Genomic DNA, 16,177 nt, shown 5'->3' on the forward strand with positions numbered 1-16,177 from the left:
GGCAAGGAGTCGGTGCAGGCAAGGGCACGGCGCTGGCAAGAGCACGGCGCAGGATGCACGGACCGGCCCCGCCCAGTGTCCCTTCAAGCGGCGGCCTGCGGAAGTCGGCTCTGGAGCGGCGTACCGGTACTCGGCGACCCAAGCAGTGCGGCGTATTCCTCAGCGTCCGCGTCAGACTGCGGCGATGACTTCGAACTCTTCTCTCCCGACCCACCGTGAGCCGTCACCCGCGAACCCTGATCAGTTCTTGGCGCCGGTGTCGCGCCCGCGCCCGCGCCCCACGCCGGCTGCGGTGAAGTGTCCCGGCCCGCCGAACCGTCCCCGACGCAGGTCTATTTGTCGGGGACGGTGGCGTTGTCGGCGAAGGCGGTGCCGGTCAGCTTGAACTCGCCGGGCCCTGGTCCGGTCGGCCCGAGTAGACGACGTCGATCAGCAGGATCCGGTCGTTGCCCGCCGTGCCGTCCTTGTCCGTGGACGTGGTGAGCCAGATGTCCCCGTCGGGGTCGACCTCCACGGTGCGCAGCCGGTCGTACGTCCCCTCGAAGAACGACTTCTGCTCGACCAGGTTGGAGCTGGAGTCGATGCGCAGCCGGTAGACTCGCTGACCCCGAGTCGTGGCCACGAACACGTGGTCGTTGATGATGGTCAGGCCGCTCGGCGAGGCGGACGACACCGGCCAGGTCTTCTTCGGCGCGATGTATCCGGAGCAACTACCGTCGGTACCCTCACAGTTGGGCCAACCGTAGTTGCCGCCTTTCTGGATCAGGTTGACCTCGTCCATGATGTTGTCGCCGAACTCTGCCTGCCAGAGGCGTCCCTTGGAATCGAAGTCCAGGCCCTGCGGGTTGCGGTGCCCGATGGACCAGACGGCATTGCCGAACGGGTTGTCCGACGGGATCGAGCCGTCCGGATTGATGCGCAGGATCTTGCCGTTGAGGGAGTTCTTGTCCTGCGCCCGGGAGTCGTTCTGGGCATCGCCCATGCCGGCGTACAGCTTGCCGTCAGGCCCGAAGCGAAGCCGCCCGCCGTTGTGGTAGCGGCTCTTGGCCATGCCATCGAGCAGCACCTTGTAGCCGCTGAGCGCGTTGTTCTCCAGCTTCATCCGGGCGATGCGGTTGCCGTCGGACGAGGTGTGCAGGAAGTACACGTAGTGGTCGGTGGCGAAGTTCGGGGAAACCTCCACGCCCATGAGGCCGCCCTCGCCGCCGGTGGTCTGGGAGTTGGGCACCTTGCCGAGCTGTGTCTTCTGGCCGGACTTGGTCAACCGGTAGACGTTGAAGGTGTTCCGCTCGGTGTAGATCCCGGAGCCGTCCGGTAGGAACGCCACGCCCCAGGCGACGTCCACACCGCCGGCCAGGGTTTTCACGGTGCCCGGATCGGGGGTGCCGCCCGGCAGGGAACCGGCGGTGGTGACGCTGATCTCCGGGCCGAACGCCGACCGGTTGCCCTTGGCGTCGAAGGCCCGCACCTTGAACCTGTACGTCGTGTCGGCCTTCAAGCCCGCGACGGTCGTGGTCGCGGTTCCCGTGGTACCCGCGGCGGCGCCGTCACGGTAAATGTCATACCCCGTGACCTTCACGTTGTCGGTGGACGGCGTCCATGCCAGGTCGACGCTGGTCGCGGTCTTGCCGGTGGCGTGCAGCCCCTGCGGGGCGCTCGGCGCCTCGCCGTCGGGCGGCGCGGGCAGCGTGGCGATGGTGACCGCGTTGCTGGCGTCGGAGACGTTCGGGGCTGCGTCGCGCGCGAATACGGTCCAGTCGTAGCTGGTCTCGGGCGTCAGGCCGGTCACCGTGGTGGCCAGCGTGGAGCCGTCGACCTGCTTCATGAGCTGGCCGTGCTGGTAGACGTCGTACCCGGTGACCTTCACGTTGTCACTGGCCGCGTCCCAGGTGAGGGACACGGAGGTGGTGGTCGGCTCCTTGTCCTTGCGCAGGTTCTTCGGGGCCGTCGGCTTCTCGGTGTCGGTCGGGCTCTGCGGGGTGACGGTCAGGCTGTCGAGGTTGGGGCCGTCCACACCCGAGGTGGTGGCGCGGATCTTGTTGGTGCCCGCGGCCAGTGCCGTCGTGACGGAGGCCGTCTTCCAGGTCGTCCAGGCGCCGGTGCCGGGGAAGGAGAGGTCGTCGGCGGCCTGGGTGCCGTTGACCGTGATGTCCAACGGCCGGTCGGCGGAGGTGCCGTTGGCGTAACGGAAGTCGAGCTTCGTGGCTCCCGGCTGCCCCGCCTGGACGGTGAACTCGACGTACGCGTCGGAGACCACGTCGAAGTTCACGAAGCCGGTGCCGGTGTGGCCGGCGTGGTTGGACTCCACCTTGCCCTTGACGATATGGGCGGCCTCGGCCTCGTACGTGGCGGCGCGAGGGAGGGAAACGGAGTGGGCAGCGGGCAGGCCCACACAGAGCGAGGCGGTGGTGGCCGCTGCTACCAAGGCGCCGAACGCCCTGGACGGCCGGGGTTTGATGCATCTCACGGTGTCCTCCAGCGAAGAGGGGCTGAGCGCAGGGCGACTCAGCAGCTCGTGGTGCCGCCCGGGCGGATCCGCTGCGAAGGTCACACGGCAAGCGACTTCCGGCAACGGGCGATCACGCGGGGGAAGTTGGCGCTGGACCTCGATAGTTAGGAAACTTTCCTATCCGGTGATGGGCACGCTAGGGCTCGGTTGTGTACCTGTCAACGGGTCACGCGCCACTCGATGTGCGGGCCCACTCCCGACCGCGCCTCGGTCATGCCGCTGAATCGCCGCAGAGGCATTGAAGCGAGTACCGAGCCGCTCTGCACTCACCCGGCCTCGGTCGTGACGGTCGTTCAGATAACCGAATGCATCGCCGGGAGCCGGCGGGTGAAGCTGCCGATCGAGCGGATCGCGCAAAGCATTCCCACCAACCACTCCCGGTACTTCGCGCCCGTGCTCGACCCCACCCTGACGACCGGTGTCGAGACACTGGTGGCCGCCGCCCTCACCTGGCTCGCCCGTTAGCGCGCAGCCGCGCCGGGCCACGGTCGCCCACCCACGACGCCGCCCCTGTCCGGGCGTTCGGACAGGGGCGGCGCGCCGGGTGTGTGGTCACACCGCCAGTCGGTGCACGCTCCCGTACGTCGTCCCCGCGAACAGCCACCGGCCGTCGGCCGACACGGTCAGCGACGACACCGACGGCTCCGGCAGGTTCCTGGTGATCGAGCCCCAGGTCCGGCCGCCGTCGGTGCTGCGCAGCACCCCGAGCGCCGGGGTGAGGTAGTAGTGCGAGCCCGCGAACACCGTCGAGCCGTCCGGAGTGAACGCCAGCGAACTCAGGGAGCCGGTCAGGTCGGCGGCCACCTTCGTCAGGTGCTTGCCGTCGTCGGTGGTCACGTAGAGCGCGTCCTTGGCGGCGATGACCGCGTGGCCCGGGGTGCGCGGGTTCAGCGCGATCGCGCTCACCCAGCCGTCGAGGACCTTGTTCAGGGTGACGCCGCCGTCGGTGGTGCGGAACAGCCCGTCCGGGCCGCCGAGCCAGGCGCTGTCGGGATTGGCCCGGTCGACGGCGACGCTGGTGAAGCCCTTCAGGTCGTCGTGCCAGTTCTGGACGAGGGACTCGCCGCCGTCGTTGCTGGTGTACACGGCCGACGGCGAGTGGGTGGCGATGTACAGCCGCTTCGGGTCGGCGGGGCTGACCGTGATGCCGAGTGCCTTGCCCGGCACGGCGGTCTGGACGATGGTCCACCGCAGGCCCGCGTCGGTCGACTTCTCCAGGTAGAAGCAGGGTTGATCGGAGGTGCAGGTGTTGCGTACCCGGTACACCGTCGAAGGGTTCGACGGATCGGTGGCCAGGCCGTCGATCCGGTTGCCGAAGGTGTGCGGCGCGGTGCCGGAGAAACCCCATTCCTGGTACCCGAGCGGCAGCTCGCTCTTCAGGGGCGCGGACGACTGGTAGCTGCCGGTCATGGTGCCCGCGACGATCGCCGGGCCCGACGTGCCCCGGGTGACGGTCAGCGACAACACTTCGGAGCCGGGCACCCCGATCCGGCGGAAGGACTGGTGGTCGTCGGTGGTGTAGATGCCCGCGCCGGCCGAGATCACGTCCGTGCCGGGCCGTCCGGGGAAGGTGCCGGTGGCCTCGTACAGGTCGATGCGGTCCAGGCCCGCCTCGGGGTGCCAGGTGCGGCCGTTGTCGCGGCTGCCCCATTGCTGCATCTCGCCGGTGGCTTGGTTGACCTGGATGTGCAGCCGGCCCGAACCGTCCACGATCGCGGCCAGGACGACCACGTCGGTGCCCCACGGCCCGCGCAGCGCCCGCCAGTGCGCGCCCCGGTCGGTGGAGACGTGCGCGACCTGCAGGTCACTCTTGGCGACCAGGGTGCCACCGGTGCCGGTGAACTGATCGACATGCGCGCCGGTCGAGCCGGGGCGGCGCAGCTTCACCGGGGTCTGCGCGCCCTGGCGGAGCACCCAGACATCAGCGCCGGAAGTGAAGTACAGGTCGAAGCCGGTGAACTTCGGGTTCCGGGCGTCGGCGGGGGAACCGGGCAGCAGCCGCCACGTGTTGCCGTGATCGGTGGTGATGTGCACACCGTCGGAGGCCATGGCGTACAGCCGCGCGCCGATCGGGTCGAATACGACGCCGCTGACCTTGCCCGGGGTGTCCAACACTTGGGTGAACGTTTTGCCGGCGTCGGTGCTGCGCAGCACGTACCCGTGCCAGTTGTCCTTCTCCACGCCGCCGGCGAACACCACGTCGGGTCGGAGCGGGCTGGCCGCGATGCCGCCGGCGTCCGTGGCGTTCACGGGTAGTTCGTTGCTCTGCTGCCAGGTGGTGCCCCGGTCGTCGGATCGGAAGACGACGTTGCCGATCGGGGTCTGCACGTAGGCGCGTTCGGGCCGGGCGGGGGTGAAGGCCAGTTTGCCGCCGCTGCCGTTCGGGCCGACCTGCCGCCATTCGTTGCCCCGGGTGGCCAGGGTCGTCGGCGAGTCGTCGGGAGCCACTGGTTGCGCTTCGGCGGGCGCCGCGCCGAACGCGCCGAACACGGTGCCGAAGGCCACCGCGGCGATCAGGAGTAGTCGGCGCCGGGACAGCTTCGCTGAACCCGACCGTGAATGCTGTGCGTTGAACATGCCGTCTCCCATGGGGCCGGTGGTGTGCTCTTTGTAGTCGCGGCTCACGACGGTCGGCCAGGTGTGGCCGGTGTCCGGTTGCGGCCGGCGCCGGAATCGGCCATGCTCGCTCGCCATGGAAAATGACGAGCTCGTGTTCGGCGCGGTCGGGGTCGCGCCCTTCGACGAGCGGGTCTACCGCACCGTTCTGGCCGGACCGCCGGTCACCGTGCGCGACTTGGCGGAGCGCACCGGCTGGGGTACCGAGAGGCTGCATTCGGCCCTTGCCCGGCTGCGCGGCCACGGTCTGGTCAGCCGACTCTCGGGCCGCCCCACCCGCTGGGCGGCCGTCAGCCCCACCGCCGCCCTCGCCGCCCTGGTCCGCAACGCCCACGCCGACCTCGGCAGGGTCACCGAGACGGCCGCCGAACTCGAGGCCGTCTACCGCGCGCTCGGCGAGGCCGCCCGCCCCGGCGAGGGCGTCGAATTGCTGACCAGCGCCGACGAGCTCGGCCGGTGGTTCGCCCGGCTCCAGCAGGAGGCCACCGAGGAGATCATGAGCCTGGACCGGCCGCCGTACGTCCTCGCCCACGGCAACCCGCTCCAACACAACCTCCTGGGCCGTGGGGTCCGGTACCGCACGATCTACGCCCCCGAGTCGTTCCAGATACCCGGCAACCTCGACGACGTGACCGGCCTGTCGCAGGCCGGCGAAGAGGCCCGGGTGCTCGCCGGCATCCCGCTGAAGATGTCCGTCGCCGATCGCCGGATCGCCCTGCTGCCCCTGCACCTCGACTCACCCATCACGCGCAGCGTCGTCATCCGGGGCACCACCCTCGTCGACGCCCTGGTCACCCTGTTCGAACGGCTCTGGACACAGGCCGTCCCACTCACCGCCGCCGGCCCCGAGGAGTGCGACCCACTCGACGCGGAGGACCGGCGGATCCTGAACCTGCTGCTGTCCGGACTCAAGGACGAGACGATCGCCCGGCAGTTGGGCACCAGCACCCGGAGCCTGCGGCGGCGAATGCGGGTGCTCCTGGACGAGTTGGGTGCGGAGAACCGGTTCCAGGCCGGGGTCCAGGCGGTGCGGCGCGGCTGGGTGTAGGGATGGGTCACGGGCCAGGAGCGGAGGAGCACGGCGACGCGGTGGGCGCTGCGGTCTTCGCGGCGCAGTTCGTCCACGAGTCGGGTGATTCCTTCGGGCCCCGGTTCGACCGGTCTGCCGGAGGCCTGGAGGTAGGCGACGGTGACCGCGACGGCGACCGGAGTCACCGAGGCGGTTCCATACGGCTATTTCGCCGGTGCGGCGAGACGCGGTGTGGGGCGTCGCGGACCTGCGCAGGATCGAAGACACGCGCTAGCGTGCGGGGGCAGGCGAAGAACCGCAGACAAGGTGGGTACGTCGATGGTGGAATCGAGCAGGGCGTGGCAGTTACCTCAGGAGGATTCGGTCGGGAACCATGTGCCGCCGGGCATCGACGTGACCCGCCCACATCCGGCGCGCATGTACAACTACTACCTCGACGGCAAGGACAATTTCGCCGCCGACCGCGACGCGGCCGAGCAGGTCATCGCCGCGGCCCCCAGTGCGCGGCCGTCGGCTCGTGGTAACCGGGTCTTCCTCCGGCGCGCGGTACGGCATCTCGCGCGGCACGGCATACGCCAGTTCCTCGACATCGGCACCGGTATCCCCACCGCGGGCAACACCCACGAAGTCGCACAGGACGTGGCCCCCGACGCACGGGTGGTGTACGTGGACAACGATCCGATCGTGCTCACCCACGCGCGGGCGCTGATGCGCAGTTCACCGCAGGGTCGTACCGCGTACGTCCAGGCGGACGTGCGCCGGCCGCAGTCGGTCCTGGCCGATCCCCAGGTGCGCGAGGTCATCGACTTCGATCGGCCGACCGCCGTATTGCTGGTCGCGTTGCTGCACTTCGTGCGCGACGAGGAGGATCCGCGCGCGCTCGTGGCCGAATTGCGTGACGCCTTGGCCCCCGGCAGCTATTTGGTCCTTTCGCACACCAGCGCCGACTTCGACGGGGAGCGGGCTCACAACGGAGCGCGGGTCTACAACCGTGCGACGGCGCCGGCGGTGCTGCGCCCACGGCAGGAAATCCTGTCGTTGTTCGACGGATTCCGTCTGGTGCCGCCCGGGTTGGTACCGCTTCCCCGGTGGGACCCGGACGACGATCCCGACGACGGTTCGTACGGGACGTTCGACGAGAGCCTGGTGTGGCTGTACGGCGCTGTCGGCCGCAAGGATTGACTCGTCGGGCCCGCGTCGCCGACACCGTGGAAGCGGAGCGCTTCCCCTAGGATCGGCGGTCCCAGGATGCGCTTTCACGACACCGATATCCTGAGCAGGACATGACACTGAACCGTCCCGAACTCGCCGATTTCCTGCGCCGGTCCAGGGAGCGGCTGACGCCGCGCGACGTCGGGCTCGTCGAAGGGCCGAGGCGGCGGACCCCGGGCCTGCGTCGCGAGGAGGTCGCGATGCTCGCCGGGATGTCGGCCGACTACTGCATGCGGCTCGAACAGGCCCGCGGCCCCCAGCCCTCGGTCCAGGTGCTCGCCGCGCTGACGGGCGCGCTGCGGCTGACCGAGGACGAGCGGGACCACCTGTACCTGCTCGCCGGGCACCGCCCGCCGGAGGGCGCGCGGGCCGGGGAGTATCTGCGGCCGGCCCTGCGGTACCTCCTCGACCGCCTGGACGGCGTGCCCGTGCAGGTGGTGAGCGATCTGGGCGACCTGCTGGCGCAGAACGACCTGGCGCTCGCGCTGTTCGGGTGCGTGTGCACGGTCGCCGAGGAGGACCGCAACATCGTGCTGAGCTGGTTCACCGACCCCGGCGTCCGCGGTCACTTCGCGGTCGAGGAACACGAGGAGCAGGCCCGGCAGTTGGTCGCCGACCTGCGGGCCGCAACGACCCGTCGCGGCGACGACGCGGCGTCCCGCTCGCTGGTGACGCGGCTCCGGGCCGCGAGCCCGGAATTCACGGCGCTGTGGGACCGGCACGAGGTCGCCGTGCGCAGGTCGCACCCGTACCGGCTCGTGCATCCCGACCTGGGCAGGATCGACCTGGACTGCGAGGTGCTGGCGACGCCCGCGGCGGACCAGCGCCTGCGGATCTTCACCCCTCCGCCCGGTGGCACCACAGTGCTGGACGAGTTGCGCGTGTTCGGCCCGCAGCACCGGCACGACACCCACGCGGCGGGCGTGACCGCACCGTAGGTCCCGGGAACGCTGTGCCGGTTGCGGGTCGCTCGCGGCGTTGCCGAGGACGCAGAACTCGTTGCTCTCGGGGTCGGCGAGGACGACCCACGGTGGTCGCCCTCACCGCACTCCCGAGCGTCACCGATCGCCGCTCGTTCTCCGGCTCCACTACCCCGACCGAAGCCCTGCCCCCAACGTCCTGGCCACGACCGTGCGCAAGGCCATGAAGCCCGCCGCGACATGGACGTCCTCCGGCAAGCGATCGCATGGAGTCGACCGAGGGTCGTGCCGAGGTGCTCCGCCAGATGCGGCGACCATGCCGGCAGCCACCGTGACCATCCGCCGGCGATCCGGCCTGCGGGCCCGCGGTGGAGGGCCTTGCCGCCGCCGCCCGTGGGAGGTTCGTTCGATTCGACGGTGCGTGCTTACCAGTCGGTTGCGGTGTCCATCGACTGCTGCCAGTACGTGACCTTGAGCGAGTCGTCGACGTAGGTGCCCTTCGCGGGCAGCGACGGGTGGGCGCCCGTGCCGACGTTCTCGTTGCCGGAGGGGCCGTGGAAGTAGACGGTGAGGGACTTCTCGGTGTGGCCGGTGCCACCGCTGCCGTCGGCGGCGGACAGGTTGACGGAGGCGTAGCCGGACTCGCCCGGCCCGAGCATGACGACCGCCTGCGGCTTCGACGCCTCGATGACGGGAGGTACGGACTGGGCCTCGCCGAAGCGCATGGCCGGGTAGCCGTAGAGGGCGCAGAGCTTGCCGCCCGTGTTGGTGACGGTGAGAAGCATGTGGTTCACGGGGCGGTTCAGCGGGGCCGCGACGGTCTTGGTGTTGGAGCCTTCGCAGGTGGCCGGGTCGCCGGAGTCCGTGCGGCCGGCCGGGCCCTTGGTGTTGGCCGGGCCGGGCTTGCCGGTAGCGGAAGAGGGCCGGGAGGAGGGGGTACCGGCGGGGGCGGACGCGGACGGTGTCGCGGCCGGTGGCGCGGTGGAAGGGGCACCGGGCGCCGGGGTCGCGGCGGAGGCCTTGGCGTCGGCGTCCTTGTCGTCATTGCACGCGGTCAGCAGGAGCGCGGCGAGCGCGAGCGTGGCGGCGCCGACGAGACGGGAGCGGGAAGTGCGGTTGCCGGACATGAGGTTGAGCCCCTTCGGTGTTCGGGTGGGGGTGCTGCTTGAATGGTCACGAGCTTGTGGGGCGAGCCGTCCCAACCGCCAGAGACGGCGGGCAGTTGGGGACGCCGGAACGGCAAAACCCGCTCTGAGCAGCGGAAACGCAGCGCCCCTGGAACGCGGGAATGGGACGCGAGGCATGGAGGAACGGGTGTCGGGGGCAACGGGGGCCGAGGAAACGGAGGCATTCGCGCGACTGCTGCGGGAGCTCAAGGACCGCTCGGGATTGAGTTACGGCGCGCTGGCCAAGCGGCTGCACACGGGCACGTCGACGCTGCACCGCTACTGCAACGGCACTGCCGTGCCGAGCGATTACGCACCGGTGGAACGCCTCGCCCGGGTGTGCCGGGCAACGCCGCAGGAACTGGTGGAGCTGCACCGGCACTGGATCCTGGCGGACGCGGCACGGGGGCGCCGGGCGGATCCGGCGCAGGCAGCGGCTCCGGCGACGGGGGCTCCGGTTCTGGATCCGGCCCCGGCGTCGGGTTCGGCTCGGGGCGCCGGTCCGGATGGAGTGGCTCAGGCGGTCGACGCGTCGGAGACGGTGGATGCGGGCGCGGCGGAGGATTTGGCTGAGCGGGCGAACACGGCGCCTACGACTGAGCCGGATACGGGCACGGAGTCGGGCTCGGGGTCGGACTCGAACTCGAACTCGAACTCGGCGACAGTGCCAGACTCCGCTGCGGCCCTCGCTGCGGCCCCCGGGACGGGCTCGACCCGCGCGGCGACGTCGCACGGGCAGGGACAGGGCGAGGAGGACGGTGCGTCGGCGGACGTCGACGCACCTCGCGAGCCCGCGCCGTCACGGCGTCGCCGTACCGTGGCGACCTCCTTCGTCGCGGTGGCGGCCCTGCTGGGAGTCGTGATGGCCGTCGTACATCCGTTCTCCGACGACGAAGGCAACGATGCGGGCAATCACCGGGCAGCCGGTCCCGCCGCCGCGATCACCGGCACGGCGGATGCCACGGAACGACCCACAGAGCGGGCCTCCTCCTCCCCGTCTCCCCACGGGACCGCCCCGGCCCCGGCCGTCACGACCGACTCCGGCAAGGTCGGGCCCGGTGTCTCGAAGAGTGGCGGTACGCCGGGCGCGCGGGAGTCATCCGGCGAGAGCGGTGCCGGCGCCCTCCCGCTCAATGTGGGCATTCGCCCCTACGTCTACAACAATCCGTGCAGCCAGCACTTTCTCGTCGACAGTGGCGCCGAACAGGTCGGCCCGCCCGCGAACGAGCGGGACGCCCCGCGCTGGGCCGCCGCGTACGGCGCGGTCTCCTCGAACGAGCAAAAGATCGCCCTCACCGTCCAGGGCCGCAGCCAGGACACCGTGATCCTGGAGGCGCTGCACATACGCGTCGTCGGCAAGAGCGCGCCGCTCGCCTGGAACGACTACTCGATGGGCGTCGGCTGCGGCGGCGGCGTCGACACCAAGTCGTTCGACATCGACCTCGACAAGGGCAGCCCCGTCATCACCGCGAAGAACGGCCAGGGCGACTTCCCGTACAAGGTCAGCGCGTCCGACCCGGAGGTCTTCTACGTCACCGTGCACACCAAGGCGCACGACGTCCGCTGGGATCTCACCCTGGACTGGTCCAGCGGCGACCGCCGCGGCACGGAGCACATCAACAACAAGGGCACGCCCTTCCGCACCAGCGCCGACGCCGGCCGCCCCGGTTACGACTACCCGCTGGGCGGCGGGGAGTGGATCGAACGGCAGGGATGACAGCAGATGGCAGACGCGTGGTGTGCCGGGCCGGTGGGCGACGAGGTCACGGGTTACGGAAGTCTGTTGGCGCTACTGGGCCGGACCGGCCTCGCGGGGCCGGACGGGCGGAGGGTGACCGTCCCTGTCCTGTGCCGGTACTGCGCCCATGACGAGTTCGAGGTGGCCTCGGACGAGGTTTGGTGCGTGGGTTGCTGCCTGCCGATCGGCATCGAGGACGGCGACGTGTACTCCGGCACCTGCCAGTGGAGGCTCGTGCGATCCGACGTCCAGCCGTCGGGAGCAGGAAACGTCGTTCGGAAGCGGACGGCGGAGTACTGCCCCGCGGGACACGGCGTGTTCCTGGTGGCCGTCGCGTACGCCTTCGCCGCGGACGGTGCGCTCTGCGGCCTCTCCGTGGGCCTCAAGTGCCCGGAGGACGGTGCATTGCGCCTGCACGTCGACAACGCGCGCGTGGTGCAGGAGCGAGCCTGACGACGGGTCGATCATGCGCTACGTGGCCTGCGGGTTGGCCGCTGGAATCCCCGGGTTCGGGTCGCGAGTGCATCGGTCGACGGACCGGCCGACCTGCGCAAGGCGGCCCTGGAGGTGGGCATCGGGCAACCGACGCTCAGCCGGCAGATCCGACGCCTCGAGGAGGACCTCAACGTCAACCTGCTGATCCGCCGCGCCAACGGGGTCCTCCCCCCGAAGCCACCCCTTGGCGGACAAGCCAACCGTGAGTGTCTCGGACCTGGAAGGCCGGCCCTGGGTGCTCCCCGCGCGCGGTTACGCACTGCGGGACCTTGTGGATTCCCGGTTCACGCCAACCGACCAGAACATCATCTACGAGACGACCAACCCGCACACGAGCCTGCTCATGGTCGCCGCCCGAGTGGGCATCGCCTTGCTGCCCCGGTACACGCTCCGCGGCCACCGCGCCGAGGAGAGCGTGACTCCGGCAACCGACTGGGCCCCGCCCCGGCTGACCGTCTCCATGATCGCGCGCACGGACACGCAACCGGGGCCCGCGGTGCGAAAGCTCATCGAGGCGCTGCGCAAGGTCAGTACGGAGCGGTCACAGGCCGCCGTCCGTCACGCAACCGCAGCCCGACACTAGTCCGATCCGGGACTCGAATCCGAGCCGTCGATCCCGCTGTCGGCCGGCGGGGTCCCGGGCGCGCCGAGCATGACGGTCTCCGGGTACCGCGCGTCGAAGGCCGGGCACTCGGAGCGGATGCGCGGCAGCGCGGTGAAATTGTGCCGGGGCGGCGGACACGAGGTCGCCCATTCCAACGAACGCCCGAAGCCCCACGGGTCATTGATGGCTACCTTGGCGCCGGTCTTGTGGGTCAGCCACACGTTGTACAGGAACGGCAGGGTCGAAGCCCCCAACAGGAACGCCCCGATGGAGGACAGCGAGTTCAGGGCCGTGAAGCCGTCGCCCGCCAGATAGTCGGCGTACCGACGGGCCATGCCCTGGGCGCCGAGCCAGTGCTGCACCAGGAACGTGGTGTGGAACCCGACGAACAGGCTCCAGAAGTGCACCCGGCCCAAGCGTTCGTCGAGCATCCTCCCGGTCCACTTCGGCCACCAGAAGTAGAAGCCGGCGAACATCGCGAAGACCACGGTGCCGAAGACCGTGTAGTGGAAGTGCGCCACCACGAAGTACGTGTCGGAGACGTGGAAGTCCAGCGGCGGCGACGCGAGGATCACCCCGGTCAGTCCGCCGAACAAGAACGTGACGAGGAAGCCGAGGGACCACAGCATCGGAGTCTCGAACGACAGCGAGCCGTTCCACATGGTGCCGATCCAGTTGAAGAACTTCACCCCGGTGGGCACCGCGATGAGGAACGACAGGAGCGAGAAGAACGGCAGCAGCACCGCGCCTGTGACGAACATGTGGTGCGCCCACACCACCGAGGACAGCCCGGCGATCGCGACGGTGGCGCCGACCAGGCCCAGGTAGCCGAAGATCGGCTTGCGCGAGAACACCGGCAGAATCTCGCTGATGATGCCGAAGAACGGCAGCGCGATGATGTACACCTCGGGGTGCCCGAAGAACCAGAACAGGTGCTGCCACAGCAGCGGCCCGCCGTTGGCCGGATCGAAGATGTGCGCGCCGAACTTGCGGTCGGCCTCCAAGGCGAGGAGCGCGGCGGCCAGGACCGGAAACGCCATCAGCACCAGGAAGCCGGTCAGCAGCACGTTCCAGCAGAAGATCGGCAGGCGGAACATGGTCATTCCCGGCGCCCGCATGCAGACGATCGTGGTGATGAAGTTGACCGAGCCGAGGATCGTGCCGAATCCGGACAGGGCCAGGCCCATGATCCACAGATCCGCGCCGATCCCCGGCGACCGGATCGCGCCGGACAGCGGCGCATAGCCGGTCCACCCGAAGGCCGCGCTGCCCTGCGGGGTGAGGAAACCTCCAAGGACCATCAGGCCGCCGAAGAGGAACAGCCAGTACGAGAGCATGTTCAGGCGCGGGAAGGCCACGTCGGGCGCGCCGATCTGTAGCGGCATGATGGCGTTCGCGAATCCGGCGAACAACGGCGTCGCGAAGAGCAACAGCATGATCGTGCCGTGCAGCGTGAACGCCTGGTTGAACTGTTCGTTGGACAGGATCTGGTTGCCCGGTCGGGCGAGTTCGGCGCGGATGATCAGCGCCAGGATTCCCCCGATGAGGAAGAACCCGAACGACGTGGTTATGTACATGTAGCCGATCACCTTGTGGTCCGTGGTGGTCAACCAGCCGACCACTCGGGCCCCGGCGCCCGCCTGTTCACCACCCGGGACCACGAGCGATGCCACGCCGCGTTCGGCTTCCCGACTCACACTCACGTCAGTCCTCCCGACCGGCCTCGGCGGAGCGGGTCCGCACCGGGTCCTCGCCGGTGCGGCACATATTCGCCCCAAAGCCTCGCCGCGCAACGTATCCCGCATCGTGCGCCCGCCCGCCGAGACGCGCGGGCATCGCGAGCACGGTTCCCCATTCGGCGCTACCGGAGCACCCCACTCGTCGTACTGGTCCGCCGCCGCGAAGAGCAGGCCACGGCGTGCCCGAGATCGCGAAAAGCAGACAGAGACAGTTCAGCGCACTACGCCCGACAATGGCTCGCCCATCGGCACACGGAGAACAGGGAGTGCGGCCTCGCAGGGCGTATTCCGGCACGGTCGGGACAAGGTCTGCGTCGGCGTGCCGGCGGAAGGGCAGCCCTACCCCCTACGCCAACTCCGCCGCGATCGTTCTCGCCGCCTGTTGCAGGCGTACGGCGATGGCCGCCTCGTCGGCCGCGGTGCCGCCGAGGTGGACCACGGCGACTGCGCCGACAAGGCCGCGGGAGGCGCTGAGGACGGGGACGGCGAGCGACGACAGGCCCGCGATGACCTCGCTGTCGGAGCGGGCGTGGCCGAGGCGGCGGGCCTCGGTGACCTTGGGGCGTTCGTCGGGCCGGGCGGGGCCGGCGGAGAGCAGGGCGATGCCCGGGGCTCCGGAGTCGAGGGAGTGTCGGCTGCCGGGGCGTTGGGCGACGGCGGCGACGGAGTGGCGGGGTTCGACGGCGGCCAGGGTGACGCACTCGTCCCCGTCGACCACGGCGAGGAAGGTGGTCATGCCGATCTCGTTGGCCACGGCGGTGAGTTCGGGCAGTGCGGCGGCGTGCAGGTCGCGCGAGACGTTGCGGGCGAGGGTGGCCAGGCCGACGCCGAGTTCGCAGGCGCCGTCGGGGCCGCGGCGTACCAGGCGGTGGTCCTCGAGTGTGCGCAGGATCCGGTACGCGATCGAGCGGTGCACGCCGAGCGCGTCGGCGAGTTCGGCGATGGCCAAAGGGCGTTCGGCGTCCGCGAGGACCTCCAGGAGGCGCAGTCCTCGGTCCAGCGTCTGGGAGTGCGGGGCCACCTTGTCCCGTGGGGATTTCTCGTCGGGCGTTGGCATGGTCTCTTCTCCGGCCGCTGCGGCGTGTGTATATTGCCGCCATCCATGATCTAAATATGAGCTCGCTGTTCGATAATAGAACAGACCTCGGGCTGATGTCGAGAGAGGCGGGACACGATGACGGCGAAACCGTTCGCATCGTCGGCGGACCTGGGCGAGAAGCAGCGGACGCTGGAGGTCCTGGCCGAGGGGGTGTACGCCCTGACCGCCGATGGGGACCCCAACATCGGGGCGATCGAGGGTGAGGACTTCGTGGTCGCCTTCGAGGCCCTGGCCACGCCGGTCGCCGCCCGCGAGTGGCTGGCGATGCTGCGCGAGTACACCGACAAGCCGGTCCGTTACCTGGTGCTGTCGCACTACCACGCGGTGCGCGTGCTGGGCGCGAGCGCGTTCGACGCCGACGTGATCGTCGCCCACGACAGGACGCGGGAGCTGATCGCCGAACGCGGCCGGCAGGACTGGGAGTCGGAGTACGGCCGCATGCCCCGCCTGTTCAAGGAGCCGGCCTCGATCCCCGGCCTGACCTGGCCGACCGCGACGTTCTCCGACCGTTTCACCATCGACCTGGGCGGCGACCGCGGCGATCTGGAACTGCGGTACTGCGGGCGCGGCCACACCGAGGGCGACATCGTGGCCTGGCTGCCGAAGCAGAAGGTGCTCTTCGCCGGTGACCTGGTCGAGGCCCAAGCGGCGCTGTACACCGGCGACGCGTTCCACCGCGACTGGGCCTGCGGAACGCTGGACGCCGTGGCCGCCCTCGGTGCCGAGGCGCTGGTCGGTGGGCGCGGCGCGGTCGCACGCGGCCGCGAGGCCGTGGACGCGGCGATCGCCCAGACGCGGGACTTCCTGCGCGTGATGATCGAGCAGGTCGGCGCCGTGCAGGAGCGCGGCGGCACGCTGAAGGAGGCGTTCGAGGCGGTGCACACCGAACTCGCGCCGCGCTACGGCCGTTGGCCCATCTTCGAGCACTGCCTCCCGTTCGACGTCTCCCGGTTGTGGGACGAACTCTCCGGCGTCGAGCGCCCGCGCATCTGGACCGCGGAGCGCGACCGCGAGGTGTGGGCGCAGCTCCAGGGCTGACCCCCGACCGT

12 protein-coding genes and 2 pseudogenes are annotated in these 16,177 nt (G+C 70.1%); 9 read left to right on the forward strand and 5 right to left on the reverse strand.

Going from position 1 to position 16,177, the window contains the following annotated elements:
• Positions 1–376: 376 nt before the first annotated feature.
• Complete coding sequence (locus tag OG928_RS00720; protein ID WP_406277510.1) at positions 377–2,467, reverse strand: PQQ-dependent sugar dehydrogenase; 2,091 nt, start codon at positions 2,465–2,467, stop codon at positions 377–379.
• Between the two features lie 369 nt (positions 2,468–2,836).
• Here OG928_RS00720 and OG928_RS00725 point away from each other — a divergent pair, with 369 nt between their 5' ends.
• Entirely contained in the window at positions 2,837–2,974 is a 138-nt protein-coding gene (locus tag OG928_RS00725; RefSeq protein ID WP_406277513.1) for a hypothetical protein, read from the forward strand.
• Between the two features lie 87 nt (positions 2,975–3,061).
• On the opposite strand, the gene OG928_RS00730 is transcribed toward OG928_RS00725, so the two are convergent.
• Entirely contained in the window at positions 3,062–5,086 is a 2,025-nt protein-coding gene (locus OG928_RS00730) for a WD40/YVTN/BNR-like repeat-containing protein (RefSeq protein ID WP_406277516.1), read from the reverse strand.
• A gap of 115 nt (positions 5,087–5,201) precedes the next feature.
• On the opposite strand from OG928_RS00730, the gene OG928_RS00735 reads away from it, so the two are divergent.
• The 3 genes from OG928_RS00735 (at position 5,202) to OG928_RS00745 (ending at position 8,305) form a co-directional block, all read left to right on the forward strand.
• Positions 5,202–6,173, forward strand: coding sequence for a helix-turn-helix domain-containing protein (locus OG928_RS00735; protein WP_406277519.1), 972 nt, complete (start codon positions 5,202–5,204; stop codon positions 6,171–6,173).
• 300 nt (positions 6,174–6,473) lie between these two features.
• Complete coding sequence (locus OG928_RS00740) at positions 6,474–7,337, forward strand: SAM-dependent methyltransferase (protein WP_406277522.1); 864 nt, start codon at positions 6,474–6,476, stop codon at positions 7,335–7,337.
• A gap of 101 nt (positions 7,338–7,438) precedes the next feature.
• Positions 7,439–8,305: a helix-turn-helix transcriptional regulator gene (locus tag OG928_RS00745; RefSeq protein WP_406277525.1), complete on the forward strand. Its 867-nt coding sequence runs from the start codon at positions 7,439–7,441 to the stop codon at positions 8,303–8,305.
• Between the two features lie 407 nt (positions 8,306–8,712).
• Here the strand turns inward: OG928_RS00745 and OG928_RS00750 are convergent, their stop codons facing one another.
• A complete protein-coding gene (locus OG928_RS00750; protein WP_406277528.1) occupies positions 8,713–9,414 on the reverse strand; it encodes a DUF4232 domain-containing protein in 702 nt (233 codons plus the stop codon).
• Positions 9,415–9,589: 175 nt separating this feature from the next.
• Here OG928_RS00750 and OG928_RS00755 point away from each other — a divergent pair, with 175 nt between their 5' ends.
• From OG928_RS00755 to OG928_RS00770, 4 genes and pseudogenes are all read left to right on the forward strand, one after another.
• On the forward strand, positions 9,590–11,170 hold the full coding sequence (locus OG928_RS00755) for a helix-turn-helix domain-containing protein (protein WP_406277531.1): 1,581 nt from the start codon (positions 9,590–9,592) through the stop codon (positions 11,168–11,170).
• A 6-nt stretch (positions 11,171–11,176) separates the two neighbouring features.
• On the forward strand, positions 11,177–11,644 hold the full coding sequence (locus tag OG928_RS00760; protein ID WP_406277534.1) for a hypothetical protein: 468 nt from the start codon (positions 11,177–11,179) through the stop codon (positions 11,642–11,644).
• A 93-nt stretch (positions 11,645–11,737) separates the two neighbouring features.
• Positions 11,738–11,839 (forward strand): annotated as a pseudogene (locus OG928_RS00765) (LysR family transcriptional regulator); the annotation flags it as partial.
• Between the two features lie 28 nt (positions 11,840–11,867).
• Positions 11,868–12,269, forward strand: a pseudogene (locus tag OG928_RS00770) (LysR family transcriptional regulator substrate-binding protein); the annotation flags it as partial.
• Here OG928_RS00770 and ctaD read toward each other — a convergent pair.
• Positions 12,266–13,867: a cytochrome c oxidase subunit I gene (ctaD, locus tag OG928_RS00775; RefSeq protein WP_406290700.1), complete on the reverse strand. Its 1,602-nt coding sequence runs from the start codon at positions 13,865–13,867 to the stop codon at positions 12,266–12,268. The pseudogene OG928_RS00770 and the gene ctaD overlap by 4 nt on opposite strands.
• Positions 13,868–14,375: 508 nt before the next feature.
• Positions 14,376–15,086 carry an IclR family transcriptional regulator gene (locus tag OG928_RS00780; RefSeq protein ID WP_406277537.1) on the reverse strand — a complete coding sequence of 237 codons (711 nt, stop codon included), beginning with the start codon at positions 15,084–15,086 and terminating at the stop codon, positions 14,376–14,378.
• A 117-nt stretch (positions 15,087–15,203) separates the two neighbouring features.
• On the opposite strand from OG928_RS00780, the gene OG928_RS00785 reads away from it, so the two are divergent.
• Positions 15,204–16,166, forward strand: a complete 963-nt coding sequence (locus OG928_RS00785; protein WP_406277539.1) for an MBL fold metallo-hydrolase — start codon at positions 15,204–15,206, stop codon at positions 16,164–16,166.
• Positions 16,167–16,177 lie beyond the last annotated feature (11 nt).

Source organism: Embleya sp. NBC_00896 (assembly GCF_045207785.1).
Lineage (GTDB): Bacteria > Actinomycetota > Actinomycetes > Streptomycetales > Streptomycetaceae > Embleya.